The 19,902-nt window shown below is 67.2% G+C and carries 17 protein-coding genes, 2 tRNA genes and 1 pseudogene; 12 read left to right on the top strand and 8 right to left on the bottom strand.

Annotated elements, in window-relative coordinates; genetic code table 11:
- The first annotated feature begins 48 nt into the window (after positions 1 to 48).
- Both ACILR9_RS18270 and ACILR9_RS18275 read left to right on the top strand, forming a co-directional pair.
- Positions 49 to 612, top strand: coding sequence for a hypothetical protein (locus ACILR9_RS18270; RefSeq protein ID WP_395711380.1), 564 nt, complete (start codon positions 49 to 51; stop codon positions 610 to 612).
- A 33-nt stretch (positions 613 to 645) separates the two neighbouring features.
- Positions 646 to 1,689, top strand: coding sequence for a quinone-dependent dihydroorotate dehydrogenase (locus tag ACILR9_RS18275; protein WP_395711381.1), 1,044 nt, complete (start codon positions 646 to 648; stop codon positions 1,687 to 1,689).
- A gap of 93 nt (positions 1,690 to 1,782) precedes the next feature.
- Here the strand turns inward: ACILR9_RS18275 and ACILR9_RS18280 are convergent, their stop codons facing one another.
- Together ACILR9_RS18280 and ACILR9_RS18285 are read right to left on the bottom strand one after the other, a co-directional pair.
- Entirely contained in the window at positions 1,783 to 2,757 is a 975-nt protein-coding gene (locus ACILR9_RS18280; protein ID WP_395711382.1) for a Bug family tripartite tricarboxylate transporter substrate binding protein, read from the bottom strand.
- 24 nt (positions 2,758 to 2,781) lie between these two features.
- A pseudogene (locus tag ACILR9_RS18285) lies at positions 2,782 to 3,641 on the bottom strand (alkylhydroperoxidase-related (seleno)protein).
- Between the two features lie 62 nt (positions 3,642 to 3,703).
- On the opposite strand from ACILR9_RS18285, the gene ACILR9_RS18290 reads away from it, so the two are divergent.
- The 5 genes from ACILR9_RS18290 (at position 3,704) to ACILR9_RS18310 (ending at position 8,916) form a co-directional block, all read left to right on the top strand.
- The gene (locus ACILR9_RS18290; RefSeq protein ID WP_395711383.1) at positions 3,704 to 4,609 is read left to right on the top strand and encodes a DMT family transporter; all 906 of its coding nucleotides are present in this window, start codon (positions 3,704 to 3,706) and stop codon (positions 4,607 to 4,609) included.
- A gap of 4 nt (positions 4,610 to 4,613) precedes the next feature.
- Positions 4,614 to 5,777, top strand: a complete 1,164-nt coding sequence (locus tag ACILR9_RS18295; protein ID WP_395711384.1) for a CaiB/BaiF CoA transferase family protein — start codon at positions 4,614 to 4,616, stop codon at positions 5,775 to 5,777.
- On the top strand, positions 5,774 to 7,321 hold the full coding sequence (locus tag ACILR9_RS18300; protein ID WP_395711385.1) for an acetyl-CoA acetyltransferase: 1,548 nt from the start codon (positions 5,774 to 5,776) through the stop codon (positions 7,319 to 7,321). Before ACILR9_RS18295 ends, ACILR9_RS18300 begins: the two co-directional genes overlap by 4 nt.
- Positions 7,322 to 7,592: 271 nt before the next feature.
- Complete coding sequence (locus ACILR9_RS18305) at positions 7,593 to 8,426, top strand: phytanoyl-CoA dioxygenase family protein (protein ID WP_395711386.1); 834 nt, start codon at positions 7,593 to 7,595, stop codon at positions 8,424 to 8,426.
- A 16-nt stretch (positions 8,427 to 8,442) separates the two neighbouring features.
- Complete coding sequence (locus ACILR9_RS18310) at positions 8,443 to 8,916, top strand: N-acetyltransferase (RefSeq protein ID WP_395711387.1); 474 nt, start codon at positions 8,443 to 8,445, stop codon at positions 8,914 to 8,916.
- Positions 8,917 to 8,979: 63 nt separating this feature from the next.
- Here ACILR9_RS18310 and hisC read toward each other — a convergent pair whose 3' ends face one another.
- From hisC to ACILR9_RS18340, 6 genes are all read right to left on the bottom strand, one after another.
- Positions 8,980 to 10,041 carry a histidinol-phosphate transaminase gene (gene hisC / locus ACILR9_RS18315; protein WP_395711399.1) on the bottom strand — a complete coding sequence of 354 codons (1,062 nt, stop codon included), beginning with the start codon at positions 10,039 to 10,041 and terminating at the stop codon, positions 8,980 to 8,982.
- Positions 10,042 to 10,235: 194 nt separating this feature from the next.
- A complete protein-coding gene (locus tag ACILR9_RS18320; protein WP_395711388.1) occupies positions 10,236 to 10,724 on the bottom strand; it encodes a GNAT family N-acetyltransferase in 489 nt (162 codons plus the stop codon).
- Positions 10,725 to 10,949: 225 nt separating this feature from the next.
- Positions 10,950 to 13,628: a valine--tRNA ligase gene (locus ACILR9_RS18325; RefSeq protein ID WP_395711389.1), complete on the bottom strand. Its 2,679-nt coding sequence runs from the start codon at positions 13,626 to 13,628 to the stop codon at positions 10,950 to 10,952.
- 68 nt (positions 13,629 to 13,696) lie between these two features.
- Positions 13,697 to 14,368, bottom strand: a complete 672-nt coding sequence (locus tag ACILR9_RS18330) for a DUF2497 domain-containing protein (protein WP_395711390.1) — start codon at positions 14,366 to 14,368, stop codon at positions 13,697 to 13,699.
- Positions 14,368 to 15,813 (bottom strand): TolC family outer membrane protein, encoded by a 1,446-nt coding sequence (locus ACILR9_RS18335; RefSeq protein WP_395711391.1) that lies wholly within the window; start codon positions 15,811 to 15,813, stop codon positions 14,368 to 14,370. Before ACILR9_RS18335 ends, ACILR9_RS18330 begins: the two co-directional genes overlap by 1 nt.
- Before the next feature lie 80 nt (positions 15,814 to 15,893).
- Positions 15,894 to 16,553, bottom strand: a complete 660-nt coding sequence (locus ACILR9_RS18340; RefSeq protein ID WP_395711392.1) for a protein-L-isoaspartate O-methyltransferase — start codon at positions 16,551 to 16,553, stop codon at positions 15,894 to 15,896.
- 566 nt (positions 16,554 to 17,119) lie between these two features.
- Here ACILR9_RS18340 and ACILR9_RS18345 point away from each other — a divergent pair.
- From ACILR9_RS18345 to ACILR9_RS18365, 5 genes are all read left to right on the top strand, one after another.
- A tRNA-Cys gene (locus tag ACILR9_RS18345) sits at positions 17,120 to 17,193 on the top strand.
- Positions 17,194 to 17,303: 110 nt separating this feature from the next.
- Positions 17,304 to 17,378: transfer RNA gene (locus ACILR9_RS18350), tRNA-Asn, on the top strand.
- Between the two features lie 54 nt (positions 17,379 to 17,432).
- Complete coding sequence (locus ACILR9_RS18355) at positions 17,433 to 18,047, top strand: NUDIX domain-containing protein (protein WP_395711393.1); 615 nt, start codon at positions 17,433 to 17,435, stop codon at positions 18,045 to 18,047.
- Positions 18,048 to 18,315: 268 nt separating this feature from the next.
- Entirely contained in the window at positions 18,316 to 19,317 is a 1,002-nt protein-coding gene (locus ACILR9_RS18360) for a cysteine synthase A (RefSeq protein WP_395711394.1), read from the top strand.
- A gap of 25 nt (positions 19,318 to 19,342) precedes the next feature.
- Positions 19,343 to 19,902: PfkB family carbohydrate kinase (locus ACILR9_RS18365; protein ID WP_395711395.1), on the top strand; the 560-nt coding region annotated here is incomplete at its 3' end.

Consider the following 19,902-nt stretch of genomic DNA (forward strand, 5'->3'; position numbering starts at 1 on the left):
GCAATCGACGCCTATTATTGACAGCGCGTACCAGAGAGGACGTCCTTCATGCGTCTCAGGAACAGGCTAGCCGCTGCATTGCTCGGTCTTGCGGCCATCCCGGCCGCGGCGGCGGCGGCCGTCATCGGCGGAACGTACTATGCGCCGCAGTACGACTATCGCGAATTCTTTGCGGCGACCGACGGCCGCAATTTCCAGGTGGTCCTGGCCGGCACCCCCTTTCCGGGTCAGGACCCGGCCACGGTGGCGCGCGACCTGCTGCCGGTCATGCAGGCGGCCAAGCCTCGGCCCGCCCTCACCTTCACCTACGATGTGCCCGCCGAGAGGCCGCGGCCAGATTACCGGCTGGTGCTGATCGCCGATCCCGCGCTCGACCTCGGTTCCGATTCGGTCTGCAAGGGCATCACGCGGTTCAGGCCCGGTCAGCCCGGCACCTTCTACGTCTACGCCGTCTATTGCCGTAACGACCAGGTGATGTCGGAGACGACGGCTTGGACGCAGGCGACCGGACCCAACGACCCGCGCATCAACCAGCTGTTTCGCGAGCTGTTCCAGGTCGTGTTCAGCGATTCACCGGCACTGCGACCGCAGCAGGGCAACGATCGCCGCTAACGCTCCACAGGGAAGCTCTGGTAACCAGGCAGCATGGCCGTCTGGTACCCCCTCGCCAACCTGTACCTGTCGCGTATCGACCCGGAGAAGGCGCACGCCTTCGCCCTGAAGGCGCTGGCGAAAGGATGGGCAGGCGGCGATCCTGGGTCTGACCCGCCCTCGCTCGAGACGAAGATCTGGTTCAAGACCCTTCCCAATCCAATCGGCTTGGCCGCCGGGTTCGACAAGAATGGCGAAGTTCCCGATGCGCTGCTGGGCCTGGGTTTCGGTCTGGTCGAGGTCGGCAGCGTGACTCCGCAACCTCAACCCGGCAACGATCTGCCGCGCCTGTTCCGCCTGCCCGCGGATCGCGGCGTCATCAACCGCATGGGATTTCCCGGCCACGGACTGGCGGCAGTGCGCAATCGCCTGATCGGCCGCAAGCGCCAGGGCTTCGTCGGAATCAACATCGGTGCCAACAAGAACAGCCAGGATCGGGTGCAGGACTACGTCGCTTGCGCCGCCGTCCTGGTGCCTCATGCCGACTACCTCGTGTGCAACGTCTCCTCGCCCAATACGCCGGGGCTGCGCGATCTGCAGGGCCGCGCCGCCCTCGCCGAGCTGCTGAGGCGCGTGCGCGAGGTCATCGGCATCAAGGCCCCGCCGCTCCTGGTCAAGATCTCGCCCGACGCCACTGAGGACGACCTCGACGACATCGTGACGGTGTGCCGCGACCAGCGCATTGACGGTATCATCGTCGGCAACACGACGTTGTCGCGGCCGCCGTCGTTGCGCAGTGCTCATCGGACCGAGGCGGGCGGCCTGTCCGGCGCGCCGCTCATGGCGCTCTCAACCGAGGTGCTGCGCCGTACCGCGCAGCGGGTCGAGCGCCAGTTCCCCCTGATCGGCTGCGGCGGCGTCGGCTCGGGCGCCGACGCCTACGCCAAGATTCGCGCCGGCGCCAGCCTGGTGCAGCTCTACTCCGCGATGGTCTTCGAAGGCCCGACGCTGGTTCGCCGCATCAAGAAAGAGCTGGCCGCCCTGCTGGCCCGCGACGGCTTCGCCTCGGTCAGCGACGCGGTGGGCGCAGATTTGTAGCGTCGGCTCAAGCTCTTCGCTGGGAGCGCGCCACTCATAGGCGCTAACTCTACCGAAGGAGCGCCACAGGAGTGGCGCGCTCCCAGCGAAGACTTACTCCACTTTGGCGCCCGACTGGCGGATCAGCTCGGCCCAGACCGGCGTCTCGCGGGCCAGCACGTCGGCCAGCTCCTTCGGAGTCGAGCCGACCGGCGTCTGGCCCTGGGCGACCAGCTTGTCGGCGACGGCAGGTTCGTCGATGACGGCTTTGATGGCCCGCTGCAGGCGGTCGATGATGTCGGCTGGCGTGCCGGCCGGCGCGTAGGCCGCCACGAACAGGTTGAGGTCGAAACCGGCGACGAGCTGCTCGCCAAAGGTCTTGAGCTGCGGCATCGACGCCGACCGCTTGGCGCCGGCGACGGCCAGCGGCTTGATGCGGCCGGCCGTGATCTGCGGCTTGGCGCTGGTCGGGCTCGCCCAGGTGATGTCGAGCGTGCCGTTGGCGACATCCTGCAGGGCCGGCACATCACCGCGGTAAGGCACGTGGTTGTATTTGCCGCCCAGGGCGCTCTCCAGCATGAGGCCGTACAGATGGCCGCTCGAGCCGATGCCCCAGCTGCCGTAGGTCGCCGGCCGGCCGAGGCCCTTGACCCACACCCCCATGCCGCGCAGGTCGTCGAATGGCGCGTCGGCCTTCACCGCCAGCAGAATCGTGCCGAGCGAGATCAGCGAAACCGGGATCAGCTCCTTGGCGGGATCGAACGGCAGCTTGGCGTGCAGGCTGGGATTGTTGGTGTGCGTCGAGTTGGTCGTGATCAGGAAGGTGTAGCCGTCGGGCGCCGCCCGCGCGACGATCTCCGATCCGACGATGGTGTTGGCGCCGGGCTTGGGATCGACCAGCACCTGCTGCCCGAGCCGCGGCGTCAGCCCCTCGGCGATGACCCGCACCAGCGCGTCGATGGCGCCGCCCGGATTGAACGGCACGATGATGTGGATCGGCTTGGTCGGCCACGTGGTCTCGGCGCGCGCCGCGAACGGCATCGCCAGCGCGCCGGCGACGAGAGCTCGTCTCCCGATTTTCTGATTCATGTCCACACTCCCAATCCCCGGCTCCTACACCTTCCTTGCCCAGAAATCATCGATGCCGAGGTGGAAACGCCAGTCCGCGGTGGCGGCGGCCTTTTCCAGCTCCAGCGGAATGCCCGAGCCGTCGGCGACGCGGGTAATGGCATCGAAGCCGGCGATGACCGCGGCGGCATCCATCATCGCCCGCTCGCCCAGCCGGTCGACGACCGCGTCACGCGCCGCATCGATCTCCGCTGCGCCGTCGAGAACCGCATCGACGAAGGCGAGCAGCGCCGTCTCCGCCGCAACGCCACTGCTCGCGACGCGGTGGCTGCCGTCGCCCTGGACGATGCCCGTGAAGTCGTAGTCCTTGCCGCTATGCCTGCCGCTCGCCCGGAGCAGGTGCAGATGGCTGGTCGTTCAATAGACGCACTGGTTGCGCACCGCCACGCGCGCGGCCAGCATCTCGATCTGTGCATGCTCGATGGCGCGGTACTCGCGGGCGAAGTCGCGCATGGCGTCCTGCGGCAGGTACATCGTCTCGAACAGGTCCCAGAACTGCATCATCGCCCGCGGCACCAGGCTCAGCGCACGGTGCACGTTGCCGCCGCTACGTCCGGCCGATGCGTAGAGCGGCGGATCGTCCGCGCCGACATCCGCAGGCGCCAGCATGGGCATCCAGCCGAGGCCGGGCTTCGCCCCTTTCGGTCGCCGTCGCGTCGGGCCGCCAGGAAGCACCTCGGGCGACTCGGCAGCAAGGCCGCCTTGCGTGCCCTGCACAGGGCGCAGGCACGCGCCGTGCGCGTCTCGCACGCGATCGCCGCGCGTTCGGCGCCGGACCACCATTCGCCGGGCTCGCCCAGCGCCCGCCATGCCACGGCGAGTGCGTTGCGCAGTTCTTGTCGCATCGTGAAAATCAATCTAGCAGACGGCGCAACACCGACGCCATAGACTGGCCGGCGGAGGAACCGTGCCGCTCTGGATACCGATAACCGTCTTCGCCGCGCTGTGTCAGAACATCCGCACCACCATGCAGCAGAAGATTCGCGGCGTGCTGAGCGTCGACGGCGCGAATTTCGTCCGCTACCTCTATGGTGCGCCGCTGGCGCTGGGGGCGCTGACCTTCCTGGTCCTCGGCACCGGCCGCCATGTGCCCAGCCTGTCGGCGTCGTTCCTGTTGCTGGTCACGATCGCCGGGATCGCCCAGATCGTGGCGACATCGCTCATGATCCACGCCTTCTCGCTGCGCAACTTCGCGGTCGGCACCGTCTATTCGAAGACCGAGACAGTGTTCGTGGCGCTGTTCGCCACCTTCATCGCCCACGAGCCGCTGAAGCTCGGCGCATGGACCGGGATTCTGATCTGCCTGGGCGGCGTGGCGATCCTGAGCGTACGCGGCTCGTTCGCCAACATCCGCTCGGTCCTTGCCGACCTCACCCACAAGGGTGCGCTCTACGGCATCCTCTCGGGAGCCATCTTCGCCATTGCCGCCGGAACCATCCGCGAAGCCTCCAAGCTGCTGCCCGACGGCGACTTCATGATCCGCGGCATCACCGTGCTCGCCTGCATGAACACTATCCAGGTCGTGCTGATGGCGGCCTACCTCGCGCGCCGCGACCGGCCGCAGCTCGGCAAGGTCTGGGTCAACTGGCGCTCCTCGGTGTGGGTCGGCATCTTCAGCGTGCTCGGCTCGGCCGGCTGGGCGCTCGCCATGACGCTCGAGAACGCTGCCCTGGTGCGCGCCGTCGGCCAGATCGAGCTGGTCTTCACCTTCATCTCCTCGCACGTCGTGCTGAAGGAGCGGCCGTCCGCCGGAGAGTGGATCGGCAGCATTCTCATCATCGGCGGCGTCGTCCTCATCCTGCTTTTCCGGTGACCGAATGAGCGAAGCCAATCCGCGGCCCCTGCACGGCGTCCGCGTCCTCGATTTCTCGACCACCATCGCCGGCCCGCATTGCACCCGCCTGCTGGCCGACATGGGCGCCGAAATCATCAAGATCGAGGCGCCCGAGGGCGAGCTGATGCGCAGCCGCCCCGTGCAGCGCAACGGCGCCGGCACGATGTTCGGCCAGCTCAATGCCGGCAAGCGCTCGCTGGTGCTCGACCTCAAGCGGCCGGAGGCGGTCGCCGCGGTGAAGAAGCTGGTGGCCGGCGTCGACATCGTGGTCGAGAACTACCGGCCGGGCGTGATGAAGCGGCTCGGGCTCGACTATCCCGAGCTGGCCAGGATCAATCCCAAGCTCGTCTATTGTGCCATCTCGGGCTACGGTCAGACCGGGCCGGGCGCCGGCCGGCCGGCCTATGCGCCGGTGATCCATGCCGCGACCGGCTTCGACCGGGCGCACCTGTTCTACCAGCAGGGCCGCGAGCGGCCCGACAATTGCGGCATCTTCGTCGCCGACTATGCGAGCGGCGCCTACGCACTGGGCGGCATCCTGGCGGCGCTGCATCAGTGCCACGTCACCGGCAAGGGCCAGATGGTCGACGTCTCGATGTTCGAGTCGCTGGTCGGCATGCTGCTGGGCGAGGTCAATCGCGCGCAATTCGACTTCGAGATGCCATCGCGGCCGATGTACGGCCCGGTCGAGGCCAAGGACGGCTACGTCATGCTGGCGACCGCGAGCGAGCGCACCTTCCAGGACATGGCGACGGCGGCCGGCCGGCGCGACTGGTTGACCGATCCGCGCTTCGAGAAGTACGCCGACCGGCGCATGAATTGGGACCAGTTCGTCGACGAGTTCGAGGCGTGGTCGAAGACGCTGACGGTCGAGGAGTGCGTGGCGGCGCTCGACAGGCATGGCGTGCCCTGCTCGCCCTATTACACCGTCACCGAGGCTCTGCAGGATCCGCAGGTCGCTCATCGCGGCACGCTCTGCACCATCGAGGACAGCGCCGGTTCCTACAAGTCGCCGGCCCCACCCTTCCGCTTCTCCGGCTCGGCGCTGCAGAGCGGCCCCAAGGTGTCGAGCCTGGGCGAGCACACGCGCGAAATCCTCGAGCAGGCCGGCTTCTCGGCGGCCGAGATCGCGGCACTGGCCAAATGATCGATCCGCGCACGCCCATCCTGGTCGGCTGCGGCCAGGTCACCGACACGACCGGAAAGCCCTCGAGCACCCGCTCGAACGTCGCCTTCTCCGCCGAGGCAGCCCGCCTTGCGCTTGCCGATGCCGGCGCGTCGATCGGCGCCGACGCCCTGGGCCGCAACATCGACGCGGTCGCGGTGCTGGAATTCTTTCCCGACATCAGCCCGCGCTTCGCCTCGCCGTTCGGCCGCTGCACCAACCCACCCAAGGCCGTCGCCAACCGCCTGAACGCGACGCCCCGCCAGCTGATCTACACCCACCAGGGCGGCAACACGCCCCAGTACATGGTCAACCGGTTCGCCGAGGAGATCGCCGGCGGCGAGACCGAGCTGGCGCTGATCTGCGGCGCCGAGCTGCTGCGCTCGACGCAGAATGCCCGTAAGGCCGGCCTCGCGATCGACCACAACGAGGATCCGGGCGGCGAGCCGACGCGGGTCGGCGACAAGCGCATGGGCTTCTCCGACGAGGAGAACCGCCACGAGCTCAGGGCGGCGATCCATTTCTATCCCTTGCTGGAGAACGCCATCCGCGGCGGCCTCGGGCGCGATGTCCAGAGTCACATGACGGCGATGGGCCGCCTGTTCGAGCGACTCGCCAAGGTCGCCAAGGACAATCCGCTGGCGACCCGGCGCGAGGGCTACAGTGCCGAGAGGCTGGCCACGATCTCAGACGACAATCGGTGGATCTGCTTCCCCTACCCGCGGCTGATGAACGCCAACGCCATGATCGACCAGGCGGCGGCCGTGCTCGTGACCTCGGTCGGGAAGGCGCGCGCGTGGGGCATCCCGCCGGAGCGCTGGGTGTTCCTGCACGGCTGCGCCGACGGCACCGACACCTGGGTGGTGTCCGAGCGCCCGCGGCTCGACGCCTCGCCGGCGATCCGCGGCTGCGCCCGCACCGCCCTCGCTATGGCCGGAAAGTCGGTCGCCGACGTCGCGGCCTTCGATCTCTACAGCTGCTTCCCGTCGGCGGTCGAGGTGGCGATGAAGGAGATCGGCCTCGCCGACGACGACCCGCGCCCGATCAGCGTCACCGGCGGCCTGCCCTTCTTCGGCGGCCCGGGCAACAACTACGTCACGCATTCGATCGCCGAGATGATGAACGTCGTGCGCAAGACGCCCGGCTCGTTCGGCCTGGTGACGGCCAATGGCAATTATCTCACCAAGCATTCCGCCGGCCTCTACTCGACCACGCCGGTGCAGGGCCCGTGGCGGCGCGAGGACCCGACGAAGCTCCAGGCCGAACTTGATGCCGCCCCGAAGAAGCGTGTCGACACCCGGCCGGCCGGGACCGGCACGATCGAGACCTACTGCATCGCCTACGGCAAGGACGCACCCGAACGGGCCTATGTCTTGGGCCGGCTCGATGCCACGGGAGACCGTTTCATCGCGACGGCTGGCCGCGATCCGGCGCTGCTGTCCGACATGCTGACAAGGGAGCAACTGGGACGCCGCGTGACCGTCGAACAGCTGGACGGCCGCAACGTTTTCCGGCCCCTCGGCTGAGCCCGCCACGACCGATGTCGGCAGCGCCATCGTCTGGACTCTGCAGCTGATTGCCGGGTGTCGACGCTGACGAGCATCGTCGTCGATACGTCGACGTTCTTGTTCCTTCCCAGCGAAGCTGGGGAGGAGGAGGAGGATGAGAAGAGCGCCACGCACGCCTGGGAGCCGAACCGCCAGCTCTCGACCGGGCACGAGCTGACCGCGTATGATGCCGCCTATCGCGAGTTGGCGCTCCACATCGGACGTTCAGGCCGACCAGCAGCGAGGGAACATGCCGAACCAGTTAAGCCAGGCGCAGATGGCCGAGTTCAACGAAAAGGGCTTCACCTACGCGCGCGGCCTGTTCGCCCCCGACGAAATCGACCTGCTGACGCGCGCGATGGAAGAAGATCCCGCGGTGCGCGGCAGCATCCTCGACCGGCGCGACGGCGAGGGCCGCTCGACCCGCATCGCGCTGTGGAATCGTGCCGGTGACAGCGTCTACGGGCTGGCGGCGCGCTGCCGGCGCATGGTGGATACCTCGGCGACCCTGCTGGGCGGACCGGTCTATCACTACCAGTCCAAGCTCACCGCCAAGGAGCCCGAGGTCGGCGGCGCCTGGGAATGGCACCAGGATTACGGCTACTGGTACTACAACGGTTGCCTCCGACCAGACCTGCTCTCGGTCATGATCGCACTGGACAAGACGACGCGCGAGAACGGCTGCCTGCAGATCGCCGCGGGCTCGCACAAGCTCGGGCGCATCGACCACACGCCGTTGTCGCCGAGCCAGAACGAGGTCGATCCCAAGCGCATGCCCTACATCCTGGACAAATGCCCGATCGAGTATTGCGAGCTCGACAAGGGCGATGCGCTGATCTTCCACTGCAACGCCATCCATCGCTCCGACGCCAACCGCTCGGCCAACCGCCGCTGGACCCTGCTGATCTGCTACAACCGCGTCGACAACGACACGTTCATCAAAGCCGACGATCGCTACTTCGTGCCGCTCGACGCCGTCGACGACGATGCGCTCCGCCGCGCCGGCCTGCGCTTCGCCCGCGGCGACGACCAGGAGCACTTCGCAAGCCGGCCGTACGTTCCCGACCTGCGCAAGGCCTCATAGCCAAGGGCGCGGTCCCGTGGACGTCCGAAAGGCCGAGGCGAGCGACATCAAGGCAGCCGTCGAGCTGGCGGAGCGTAGCCGCCGGCTGCTGCACAAGCATCAACCAACCCTGTGGCGCAAGGCGGCCAACTCGGCGGCAGCAACGGAGACGTCCTTCGTCGAGCTGCTGAGCGAGCCCGGCACGTATTTCCTGGTGGCCCTCGAAGGCAGGCAGCTGCAGGGCATCCTGGTCGCCCGCAAGTTCCCCGGCTCCCCTGTCTTCGATCCGGGCGGCGACACCTACCTGATCGACGATTTCTGCATGCTGGAGCCACACCTCTGGCTGACCGTCGGCGAGGCCCTACTGTCACACGTCTCGACCCTGATCCACGAGCATGGCGGCGTGCAGATCCTGGTCGTCTCGGCCGACCGCGATCTCGGCAAGGCAGAGATGTTGCGCCGCTCCGGTCTCGCCATTGCGACGAACTGGTGGACCAGGGCGTTGGGTTGATCGCGAAGCAGCCAGTTGAAACCGACGCCAACCGGCCCAATCAATCCTGGACGAGTTCGCTCCTTATCCCTCCAGGATATCCGCCGCCGCGGCGATAAGCCGTCGGGTATCGTCGTCGCTTCCGACCGTGATACGCAAATAGGGGGCCGTGCGCGGCTTGTTGAAATGCCGCACGAGCACCGCACGCTCGCGCAGCGCCGCCGCGAGCTCCGGACCGCTCCTCCTCGGATGCCGGGCGAAAACGAAGTTCGCACTCGACGGCAGGACGACAAAGCCCAGCATGGTCAAGGCCTGCGTCATCGCTTTGCGTGCCGCAATGACCCGGGCGCAGCCTTCACGGAAGTAGGCATCGTCGCGCACCGCAGCCGTCGCGCCCGCCTGGGCGACGCGGTCGAGCGGGTAGGAATTGAAGCTGTCCTTCACGCGGCGCAACGCCTCAATCAACCCCGCATCGCCGAGCGCATAGCCGACGCGCAGGCCGGCCAGGGCGCGCGACTTCGACATGGTCTGCACGACCAGCAGGTTCGGATGGTCGGCGATCAGCGGGACTGCGCTTTCGCCGCCGAAATCGACGTAAGCCTCGTCGATCAGTACCGGGATGTCGCGATGCTCTTCGAGGAGTCGGGCGATCTCCGAGCGCGGCAGGGCGATGCCGGTCGGCGCATTGGGATTGGCAATCACGATCGAGCCGGCCGCTCGACGATAATCCTTGATCCGCACGCGCATGTCGCCGTCGAGCGGCACCGTCTCGCAGGCGATGCCGAACAACTGCGCCCACACGGGATAGAAGCTGTAGGTGACGTCGGGAAACAGCAGCGGCTTCGGCTGCTTCAGGAGCGCCACAAAAGCATGGGCGATCACCTCGTCCGAGCCGTTGCCGACGAACGCCTGCTCGGGGTTCATACCGTGGTGCGCGGCAAGGACCTCGCGCAATTCCGTCGCTTCGGGATCGGGGTAGAGTCTCTGGATGTTGGCCGCGGCGGCCCGCATCGCCTCGAGGGCGCGCGGCGATGGACCGAACGGACTCTCGTTGGTGTTGAGCTTCACCAGGTTGGCAATGCGCGGCTGCTCGCCCGGCACGTAGGGCGAAAGCTCGCGCGCGGTCTGGCTCCAGAACGGGTTCATTGGGGTGTCCGGGTTGGGGTCGAGCGGCGGCTTATGCCACTGCGGCGCCGGCTGCGCCAGCGACAGCGACGCCGTCGTCCTCACCCACTGTCATCCTGAGCGCAGCGAAGGATCTCATCGCCGCGAGCCATCATCGGGTTCGAAGCTTGTGCGATGAGATTCTTCGCTGCGCTCAGGATGACAGCGAGAGCTTGCTACGCCATTCCTTGACAAGGTGACGGACCTGCGGGTCGCACCAGCTCATAGTGTCTCGCCCGGTACTTCGGCCCGTCGCAGTCGCCGATCGCCACGAAGCCAAGTCGGGCCATAAGACGATGGGAGCGCTGATTGGGCAGATCAACTCCCGCCAAGACGCGGCGAAGATTGAGGGCCTCAAAGCCGTGATGCAGGGCGGCTTGCGCGGCTTCATAGGCCACCCCCCTGCCCCAGCAGCGCTCGCTGACGGCGATGATCAGCTCACGATCGGAGACTCCAGTCGGGCGCAGCGAGGCGAGGCCGACGACGGCACCATCGAGGCAGATCGCCCACGCACCGTGGGCGCACGCGGCCTCGACATGTGCCCGCGTTTCGTCGCGGCTGAGCAGGATGTCATCGAACAGGTATTGTCTCACGCCGGGCTCGGTGAAGACGGCGTGCAGAGCATCGCCGTCGCCCGGCTCGATGGGGCGGAAGGTCGGTCTCACGCGTCTAGCCTCAAGCCGGCAGCCAAACCAACAACGCTCTCATCCTGAGGAGGCCGCGCAGCGGCCGTCTCGAAGGATGGGCCGCACACAAGATCGCGGAGCAAACTCGTCGCAGCGCCCGTGGTGTTGCCAACCCTTCGAGACGCCGCGCTGCGCGCGGCTCCTCAGCGTGAGGTAGTTGTTGGTGCGCTCGGCCCTCACGTCCCGGCCCTTACGCTGGAAGGCTCACGTCCCCAGCTGCTCCAGCGCGGTGCTGAGGCGGGCGCGGGTCTGTTCGGCCGCCAGGCGGCGTTCGCGCTGCTCCTCGACGACCTCTTCGGGGGCGCGCGACACGAAAGCCGCGTTGCCGAGCTTGGCGTCGATCTTGCCGACCTCGTCGCCCAGCTTCTTGATCTCTTTCTGCAGGCGCGCGCTCTCGGTCTTGAGGTCGATGACCTCGCTCACCGGCAAGGCATAGGTCGCCTCGCCGACGACGATCTGCAGGGCAGCCTTCGGTGCCGCCGCGGCGGTCTCGATGCCGTCGACGCGGGCCAGACGCTCGATCGCCGCGCGGTGCGTGTCGAGGCGCTGGCGCGTCGTCGACTCGGCGCCGACCACCAGCAGCTTGAGCTTGGCGCCGGCCGGCACGTTCAGCTCGGCGCGCGCCGATCGGATGTCGGAGATCAGACTCACCAGCCAGCCGATCTCGGCGTCGGCCGCCGCATCGGTCGGCGCCGGCTGAGGCCACGGCTGGCCGATCAGCAAGCCGTGCCGGGCACGATGGCCGAGCTTGTCCCAAAGCTCCTCGGTGATGAAGGGCATCACCGGATGCAGGAGCTTGGCCGTCTCGCGGATCACGAAGGCGGTGACGGCGCGAGTCTCGTCCTTGGCCGGGCCGTCCTCGCCCCCCAGCACGGGCTTGCTGAGCTCGACGTACCAGTCGCAGACGATGCCCCAGATGAACTCGTACAGCGCGCTTGCCGCCTCGTTCAGGCGGAACTCGGCGATCGCCGTGTCGATCGCGGCGTTGGCGCGCGCGAGCTCGCCCAGCACCCACTTGTTGATGGTGAGCCGGGCCGTCGCCGGGTCGAAATTCTCAGGCAGCGCAGCGCCGTTCATCTCGGCAAAGCGCGTGGCGTTCCAGAACTTGGTGGCGAAGTTGCGCGAGCCCTCGACGCGCGCCGGCGCGAGCCGCAGGCGACCCGCGTTGTTGGCCGCCAGCGCCGTCATGGTGAAGCGCAACGCATCGGCGCCGAACTTGTCGATCAGCTCCAGGGGGTCCATGGCATTGCCCTTGGACTTGGACATCTTCTGGCCCTTCTCGTCCGTCACCAGGCCATGCAGGTAGACGGTGCGGAACGGTACATCCTTCATGAAGTGCTGGCCCATCATCATCATGCGGGCGACCCAGAAGAACAGGATATCCCAGCCGGTCACCAGGACGTCGGTCGGGTAGTACTTCTTCAGCGCGGCGGTTTCCTCCGGCCAACCGAGCGTCGAGAATGGCCACAGCGCCGAGCTGAACCACGTGTCGAGCACGTCGGGGTCCCGCTCCAGCGCCACGTCCCTGCCGTAGTGCGCGCGCGCCTCGGCCCTGGCCTCGGCCTCCGACATCGCCACGAAGATCTTGCGGTCGGGTCCGTACCAAGCCGGGATCTGATGGCCCCACCAGAGCTGGCGCGAGATGCACCACGGCTCGATGTTCTCCATCCAGCGGAAAAACTCGTCGCGACCGCGCTCTGGCACGAAGGTCACGCGACCGTCGCGGGCCGCCGCGATCGGCTCCTGGGCCAGCGCCTTGGCGTCGGCGTACCATTGCTCGGTCAGGAACGGCTCGACCGGCACGCCGCCGCGATCGCCGTAGGGCACCGAATGGCTGTGCGGCTCGATCTTGTCGAGCAGCCCCGCCGCTTCCATGTCGGCGACGACCTGCTTGCGCACGTCGAAGCGATCGAGACCGCGATACTTCTGCGGCGCCTTGTCGTTCAGTCGCGCGAACCTGTCGAAGATGCTGATCGCCTCGAGGCTGTGGCGGCGGCCGACCTCGAAGTCGTTGAAGTCGTGCGCGGGGGTGATCTTGACCGCGCCCGAGCCCTTCTCCGGGTCGGAATATTCGTCGCCGACGATCGGGATGCGCCGGCCGACCAGCGGCAGCATGGCGTGCTTGCCGATCAGGTGCTTCCACTTGGGATCGTCGGGATGCACCGCGACGCCGGTGTCGCCCAGCATGGTCTCGGGCCGCGTCGTGGCGACGACGATGTGCTCGTCGCTGCCCTCGATCGGGTACCTGAAGTACCAGAGATGGCCTTTGACCTCGCGCGATTCGACCTCGAGGTCGGAGATCGCGGTCAGCATCTTGGGATCCCAGTTGACCAGCCGGTTATCCTTGTAGATCAGGCCGGCCTTGTAGAGATCGACGAACACCTTGAGCACCGCGGCCGACAGGCCCTCGTCCATGGTGAAGCGCTCGCGGCTCCAGTCGCACGAGGCGCCGAGGCGGCGCAACTGCCCGGTGATGGTGCCGCCCGAATAGGCCTTCCACTCCCAGACCTTGGCCAGGAATTCTTCACGCGACAGCAGCCGCTTGTTTCCGTCGCCGGTGCTCGCGCCTTCGACGGCAAGGCCGATGCCCTCCTGCGCCAGATTGCGCACCACCACCATCTGGGTGGCGATGCCGGCATGGTCGGTACCGGGCTGCCACAGGACGTCGTCGCCCTTCATGCGACGCCAGCGGACCAGCACGTCCTGCAGCGTGTTGTCGAGCGCATGGCCCATGTGCAGGCTGCCGGTGACGTTAGGCGGCGGGATGACGATGCAGTATGGCGGCTTGAGCGATCCAGGGTGAGCGCGGAACGCGCCCGCGCTCTCCCACTCCGGATAGAGGCGGGCTTCGATTTCCTTCGGGTCGTAGGTCTTGTCGAGCATCGGTAGGCCTTCAAAACAAAAACGCCACGGTCTGGCGCCGTGGCGTTCAATTCGGTGGGCGCCTGGGGTCAGCGGCGTGTCAGCCGGACAATCTCACGTTCGACATAGCGTTCGACGATGCCAGGCAGGTTGCGATCGAGCCAGTCCTTGAGCATCGGCCGCAGCATGTCCTTGACCAGATCCTCGATCGTCTGCTGGTTGCCGCCGACCAGCAATCCGGGGTCGCCGGCGGCAGGCGTGGGGACGCTTTCCTGCACCGCCAGGCTCAATCGCGAGAAGGCGTCTGCCGCCGCGCCGGCCGCCGATCCGTCGATCAAGGGTGCCTCGGGGTTGGATACCGGGGCCCGCGCCCGCTCGGGGGCGCGCACGACCGTCTTGTCCAGATTCTGCGGCTCTGCCGACCGCAACGCCTCCACCGGACGCGACGATTCGCTGCGCGGCTGCAAGCTGGGCGGCGGCGCAGCGTCAGCTGTGATCGGGGGGGCCTTGGGGTCTTCCATCAAATCCTCGGTGAGCAACAGCACGTCGTCATGCCCAGCGGACCGCGGCCTCGGCTCCGGCCTTGGCGCCTCGGGCGGCGGCACGACGGAGAGCCTGGCCGGTTGTCCGGGCGCCTGCGGTCCGCTCGTCCTCTGGTTCGTCATCTGGGCTCGGGCCTCGTCGTCAGAAATGATCTTGCGAATCGATGCCAGGATATCGTCCATGGACGGGTCGCCGCCGGCATTCTTGGAATCGCTCATCATCTGCTTCCAAAGGGCGCGCTGGTCGTCGTGGTCGGCGCGGCCACCGGCGGCTTGCCGCCGGAATCGCTGGTCCCCCAACCAATCCACTTGGACCCGACCTCGTTGTAGTACCTCTCCTCATCATAATACTCGACCGGCAGGGTCAGTGCACGAGCCGTGAGCCGGCCAACGCCGGCCAAGACGCCATAGTAGGAGACCTGGACGTCGCGACGGGCCTGGACGAGGCTGACCTGGGCATTGAGCAGCTCCTGCTCGGCGTTCAATACGTCCAGGGTGGTGCGCGACCCCACCAGGGCTTCCTGGCGCACGCCGTTCAGCGCGACTTCGTTGGCGCGGACCTGGGCTTCGAACGAGGTCACGCGCGAGCGCGACGAATCGAGCTGACGCCACGCCCTGATCACGTTCTCGGCGACGGCGCGTCGGGCGCTGTCGAGCTCGTTGCGGCGCTGGGCGACCAGCTCCTTGGCCTGGCGGACGCGCGACCATTCGCTGCCGTTCTGGTAGATCGGAACAACGGCCTGCACGCGGATGCCGTACGTGTAGTACTGGTCCGTCGGCACCGACAGGTCGAACTGCTGCTGGATGACGCCCACCAGGTTGACTTGGGGCAGCAGGTCGCCGATTGCCGTGTTGACGCTGTAGGTCGCCGACGAGATGCGATACTGCGCCGTAACCGCGCGCGGACCCATGTCCATGGCAAGGCCGATCGCCTCGTCCTCGCTGGCCGGCAGTCCGCCGATCAACGGGATCTCGCCCAGCCGGCCGGGCTTCTGGCCGATGGTGCGCTGGTAGGCAGCTTCGGCGATGCGGACGTCGGTCTCGGCCTGCACCAGGCTGGCGCGGGCGCCTTCGAGGCGCGCCTCGGCCTGGGCGACGTCGGTGATGGTGAGCTCGCCTACCCGGAAACGTTCGCGCGTGGCGTCGAGCTGCTGGATCAGCACCTTGACGTTGTTGCGCCGGGCATCCGCGATGGCGATGTTCTGCACCAGGTCGGCATACGAGGTGACCCCCGCCAGAAGGACGCTCTGCTCGGTGTCGGCAAGGGCGGCGCGCTGGGCCTGGATGTTCGCCTGCGCCGTCTTGGTTTCCGACACCGTCTTGCCGCCGCGGAACAGCGGCTGCACCATCTGCAAAGTGGTGAACCGGCCGTTCAAGATATAGTAGGTGGGCGCCGATCGGATAGGGAGCGAATCCTGCTCGACCTTGTTGAACTCCATCGTGAGCGTGATGCGGGGACGCCAGTTGGCGACCGCCTGCGCCAAGCCTTCGTCAGTTTGACGCAGCAGCGCACGGCTCGCCAGCAGATCGGGGTTGCTGTTGTAGGTCGTCGACAACGCCTCGATCAGGCTCTGCGACCAGGCGCTCGAGCCGGACCCCAATCCGACGGCGAGGGCGCACACAGCCAGTGTGCGCGCGACCCTCAAGCTGGGTCGGATACGCATTGCAATACCCTCATCTGTTCATCGTAGCCTATCACTGGTCGGAATGGCATGGGTAGCCCCGCAACTGACCAGTCAATGTTTCAGAATGTAAAGCGCGGCGGCGGGGCGAAGCCGGGCAGCAAGGGCGTGTTGGCATCGAACAGCGGACGCGCCGACGCGACATCGCCCTCCTTCACGAACAGCTGGGCGACCCCCGATACCCCCGCCGGTCCGGCGACGACGGTGGTCAATCGTCCGCCTGCCGCCAGCTGGCCGAGAATGGCCTGCGGCACCTGGCGAACGGCCCCCTCGATCAGGATCGCATCGAATGGTCCGCCGGCCCCGTCGCCGCCTTCCAGCGGAGCGACGACCTGCCGTATTCGCGAGAGCGCCAGCTCCTTCACCGTCCGCTCGGCCGCCGCCGCGAGACTGGCATCGCTCTCCATGGCAACCACCGACTTCACGAGCTTCGACAGCAATGCCGCACCATAGCCGCGCCCGGAAGCGACGACCAGCGCGTGGTCGCCGGGCTGCGCCTGCAACGCCTGGATCAGGCGCGCCAGCACCATCGGCTCCATCAGGTAGCGGCCGCCGCCCAGCGGGACGTCGTCGTCGGCATAGGCGATGGACTGCAAGCCTTCCGGAAGGAAGCGCTCGCGCGGCAGGTCGCTGACGGCCGCCAGAAGCTGGGCATTGGTCACCCGGTTGGGCCTCAACTGACCGTCGATCATGTTGCGACGCGCCAGAGCAAAATCCGCCATGCCTACCTCAAGATATCGTACGATCTTATACGCATCAGGCAGCGAGAGCGTCAAAGGCCGCGCGGTCGCGGTCGGCCTGCTCAGGCTCGCAGGCGGTGTGAACCCCCGTCAGCATCGACATGGGCGATGAGCGAGGTCGGCGCCGGCATGGCGGGAATTTCCGTCGATCTCGACCAGCACGGCGCCGCGCAGGTCGCCGACTTTCCGAACGGCATCGTCCTTAATTCGGCATCAGGGTCGACCGGATTCGGCATCAGGGTCGAGCGGGCGCCCGTGCTCGAGCTCATCGCGAACGGCCGAGCCGGCGTGTTGCCCGCACGCTCCTGTCGCCGTCGCTGCTCACCTCCGCCTGTGGCGAAGGAATGGAGCAACCGTGTCTTCGCCTCAGGACAGCCTACCGGGAGCCCCGGCCGTCGTGCGCCTTGACTGCGGCGCTTCGAGGCTGTGGACATGCTGCGCATTGGAACCGCGGGTGAACATCGCGCTTTCACTGTGCCCAAACTTGTGTCACAAGACGCCGCCCTGCGCTTAAGGGTCGAAGCTAACGCTTTGATTTTGTTGGCAAGGGCCTGGTGGCAGAGTGGTGATGCAGCGGACTGCAAATCCGCGAATGCCGGTTCGATTCCGGCCCAGGCCTCCAGCGCGACGCCGGCGCGAGACCGATCATCGCAGGCCTTGCGTGGGCAGGTCGGCTCTGTCAAAACACCGCGCCTTCGCATCCGGTCTGCCGCACCGGCGCGGGGCTCTTGATCCGGGGTAGCTCAGCGGTAGAGCAATCGGCTGTTAACCGATCGGTCGCCGGTTCGAATCCGGCCCCCGGAGCCAATTTTCGGGCCGCTCTCGCAAGGGAGCGGCCCTTCTTGCATCCAGGGTCCGTTCATGTCGTCTCGTCCCTTGCCCAACGAAACCGTCGAGCTGGTCGATCATGTCGTGGCGTTCGAGGGTTACTTCAGGGTCGGCCGTTACTTCTTTCGCCACGGGCTCTATCAGGGCGGACAGAGCGGCGTATTGCGGCGCGAGGTGTTCGAGCGCGGCCAGGCGGCCGCCGTGCTGCCCTATGATCCGCGGCGCGACGAGGTCGTCCTGATCCGCCAGTTCCGCGCCGGCGCCTACGTCGCCGGGCGTCATCCGTGGACGTGGGAGATCGTGGCCGGCATCGTCGAGGACGGCGAAACGCCCGAGGCGCTGGTGCGCCGCGAGGCCGTCGAGGAAGCCTCCCTGGAAATTCACGATGTCGTTCCCGTGCACGACGTGATCCTGAGCCCTGGCGCCTGCTCCGAAGGCTGCGCGATCTTTGTCGGCCACGTCGACACGACCAACGCCGGCGGCGTGTTCGGCCTCGCGTCGGAAGGCGAGAACATCCTGGTCAAGGTCCTGTCGTTCGCTGAGGCCCGGTCGATGCTCGAGCACGGCGAGATCGGCAACGCGATCGGCGTGATCGCCCTGCAGTGGCTCGCCCTCCACCGCGACCAGATCAGGGCGCGCTGGAGCTGATCATCTTCCTCCCCAGCTTTGCTGGGGAGGTGTCCGCGTAATCGCGGACGGAGGGGTCGAGAGCCCCACTGAGACCCATGACCCCTCCGTCGCGTATGACGCGACACCTCCCCAGCGGAGCTGGGGAGGAAAATGAAAAGGCTCTGCACACGCAGCCGCCGACCATTCCGCCTGACATCTCCCGTCTCCATCTCTCGTGGTTGCCTTCGAGGCGGCTCCCTGTCTACCGTCCGTCAGGGAAGCAAATGCCTAGCAGAGCGAGCACTCCATGAACGTCCGGTCGGGTTTCATCGACAGCATCGGCAACACACCGCTGATCAAGTTGCGCGCCGCCTCGGCGGCGACTGGGTGCGACATCTACGGAAAGGCGGAGTTCCTCAACCCCGGCGGCTCGGTGAAGGATCGCGCCGCGCTCGCCATCATCGAGGATGCCGAGAAGCACGGTAAGCTCCGGCCCGGCGGCGTCATCGTCGAAGGCACGGCCGGCAACACCGGCATCGGCATCGCCCTCGTCGCCAATGCGCGCGGTTACCGCTCGGTGATCGTCATGCCCGAGACGCAGAGCCAGGAGAAGAAGGACATGCTGCGCCTGTGCGGCGCCGACCTTCGGCTGGTGCCCGCGGTGCCCTACGCCAACCCGGGCAACTACGTGCGCTATTCGGGCACGCTCGCGGAAGAGCTCGCGGCGAGCGAGCCCAACGGCGCGGTGTGGGCCAACCAGTTCGATAACACCGCCAACCGCGACGGCCACTACCGCACCACCGGGCCGGAGATCTGGGACCAGACCGAGGGCAAGGTCGACGGCTTCACCTGCTCGGTCGGCACCGGCGGCACCCTGGGCGGCATCGCGCGTGCCCTGAAGGAGCGCAATCCCAACGTCAAGATCGCGGTCAGCGACCCGATGGGCTCGGCGATCTACAACTGGTTCGCCAAGGGCGAGCTCAAGGCCGAGGGGAATTCGGTCACCGAAGGCATCGGCAACGGCCGGGTGACTGCCAACCTCGACGGCACGCCGATCGATCTCGGCTATCAGATCACCGACGAGGAGGCGCTGCCCGTCCTGTTCGACCTGATCGAGCACGAGGGCCTGGTGCTGGGCGGCTCGACCGCCATCAACGTCGTCGGCGCCATGCGGCTCGCACGCGACCTCGGACCCGGCAAGACCGTCGTCACCATCCTGGCCGACGGCGGTCAGCGCTACCAGTCCAAGCTATTCAACCCGGCATTCCTGCGCGAGAAGAACTTGCCGCTGCCGCCCTGGATGAAATGAACGTGCTGTCTCGCGGGCGTGCATCATGAGCCGGGTCGTCGTCTGCGGCAGCCTCAACATGGATGTCGTGGTCCAGAGCGCGCGTCGGCCGGCGACCGGCGAGACGCTGCTCGGCGCGACCGTGTCGTTCCTGCCGGGCGGCAAGGGCCTCAACCAGGCGGTCGCCGCCGCACGCCTCGGCGTGCCGACGGCGATGATCGGCGCAGTCGGCAACGATGCCTTCGGCAACAGCCTGCGCAGTTTCCTCGCCAATGAGGACATCGACGCCACCGGCGTGCGCGAGATCGACGGCCCGGCGACCGGAGTCGCCCTGATCCAGGTCACCGGGAAGGACAACGCCATCACCGTCGCCTCCGGCGCCAATCACCGATTCATGCGGCGCATGATCCGCCATGCGCCGCACCGCGGCGAAGTGTGGGTAGCGCAGTTCGAAATCCCGGTCGATGAGACCGAGTCCATCCTGAAGCGGGCCAAGGCGGCCCGGGCCCATACGGTCCTGAACCTGGCGCCCTACGTGGCGCATTCCAATCGACTGATGAGCCACGTCGATGTCGCGGTGCTGAACGAGATCGAGCTGGCCCAGGC

Origin of the sequence: Reyranella sp., assembly GCF_044224635.1 — a bacterium.
Taxonomy (GTDB): Bacteria; Pseudomonadota; Alphaproteobacteria; order Reyranellales; family Reyranellaceae; genus Reyranella.

Excerpts from the sequence above, each read along its gene's own strand:
- ACILR9_RS18270 (WP_395711380.1), top strand. The coding sequence starts at position 49 with ATGCGTCTCAGGAACAGGCTAGCCGCTGCATTGCTCGGTCTTGCGGCC.
- ACILR9_RS18275 (WP_395711381.1), top strand. The coding sequence starts at position 646 with ATGGCCGTCTGGTACCCCCTCGCCAACCTGTACCTGTCGCGTATCGAC.
- ACILR9_RS18280 (WP_395711382.1), bottom strand. The coding sequence starts at position 2,757 with ATGAATCAGAAAATCGGGAGACGAGCTCTCGTCGCCGGCGCGCTGGCG.
- ACILR9_RS18295 (WP_395711384.1), top strand. The coding sequence starts at position 4,614 with ATGAGCGAAGCCAATCCGCGGCCCCTGCACGGCGTCCGCGTCCTCGAT.
- ACILR9_RS18300 (WP_395711385.1), top strand. The coding sequence starts at position 5,774 with ATGATCGATCCGCGCACGCCCATCCTGGTCGGCTGCGGCCAGGTCACC.
- ACILR9_RS18305 (WP_395711386.1), top strand. The coding sequence starts at position 7,593 with ATGCCGAACCAGTTAAGCCAGGCGCAGATGGCCGAGTTCAACGAAAAG.
- hisC (WP_395711399.1), bottom strand. The coding sequence starts at position 10,041 with ATGAACCCGTTCTGGAGCCAGACCGCGCGCGAGCTTTCGCCCTACGTG.
- ACILR9_RS18325 (WP_395711389.1), bottom strand. The coding sequence starts at position 13,628 with ATGCTCGACAAGACCTACGACCCGAAGGAAATCGAAGCCCGCCTCTAT.
- ACILR9_RS18330 (WP_395711390.1), bottom strand. The coding sequence starts at position 14,368 with ATGAGCGATTCCAAGAATGCCGGCGGCGACCCGTCCATGGACGATATC.
- ACILR9_RS18335 (WP_395711391.1), bottom strand. The coding sequence starts at position 15,813 with ATGCGTATCCGACCCAGCTTGAGGGTCGCGCGCACACTGGCTGTGTGC.
- ACILR9_RS18340 (WP_395711392.1), bottom strand. The coding sequence starts at position 16,553 with ATGGCGGATTTTGCTCTGGCGCGTCGCAACATGATCGACGGTCAGTTG.
- ACILR9_RS18355 (WP_395711393.1), top strand. The coding sequence starts at position 17,433 with ATGTCGTCTCGTCCCTTGCCCAACGAAACCGTCGAGCTGGTCGATCAT.
- ACILR9_RS18360 (WP_395711394.1), top strand. The coding sequence starts at position 18,316 with ATGAACGTCCGGTCGGGTTTCATCGACAGCATCGGCAACACACCGCTG.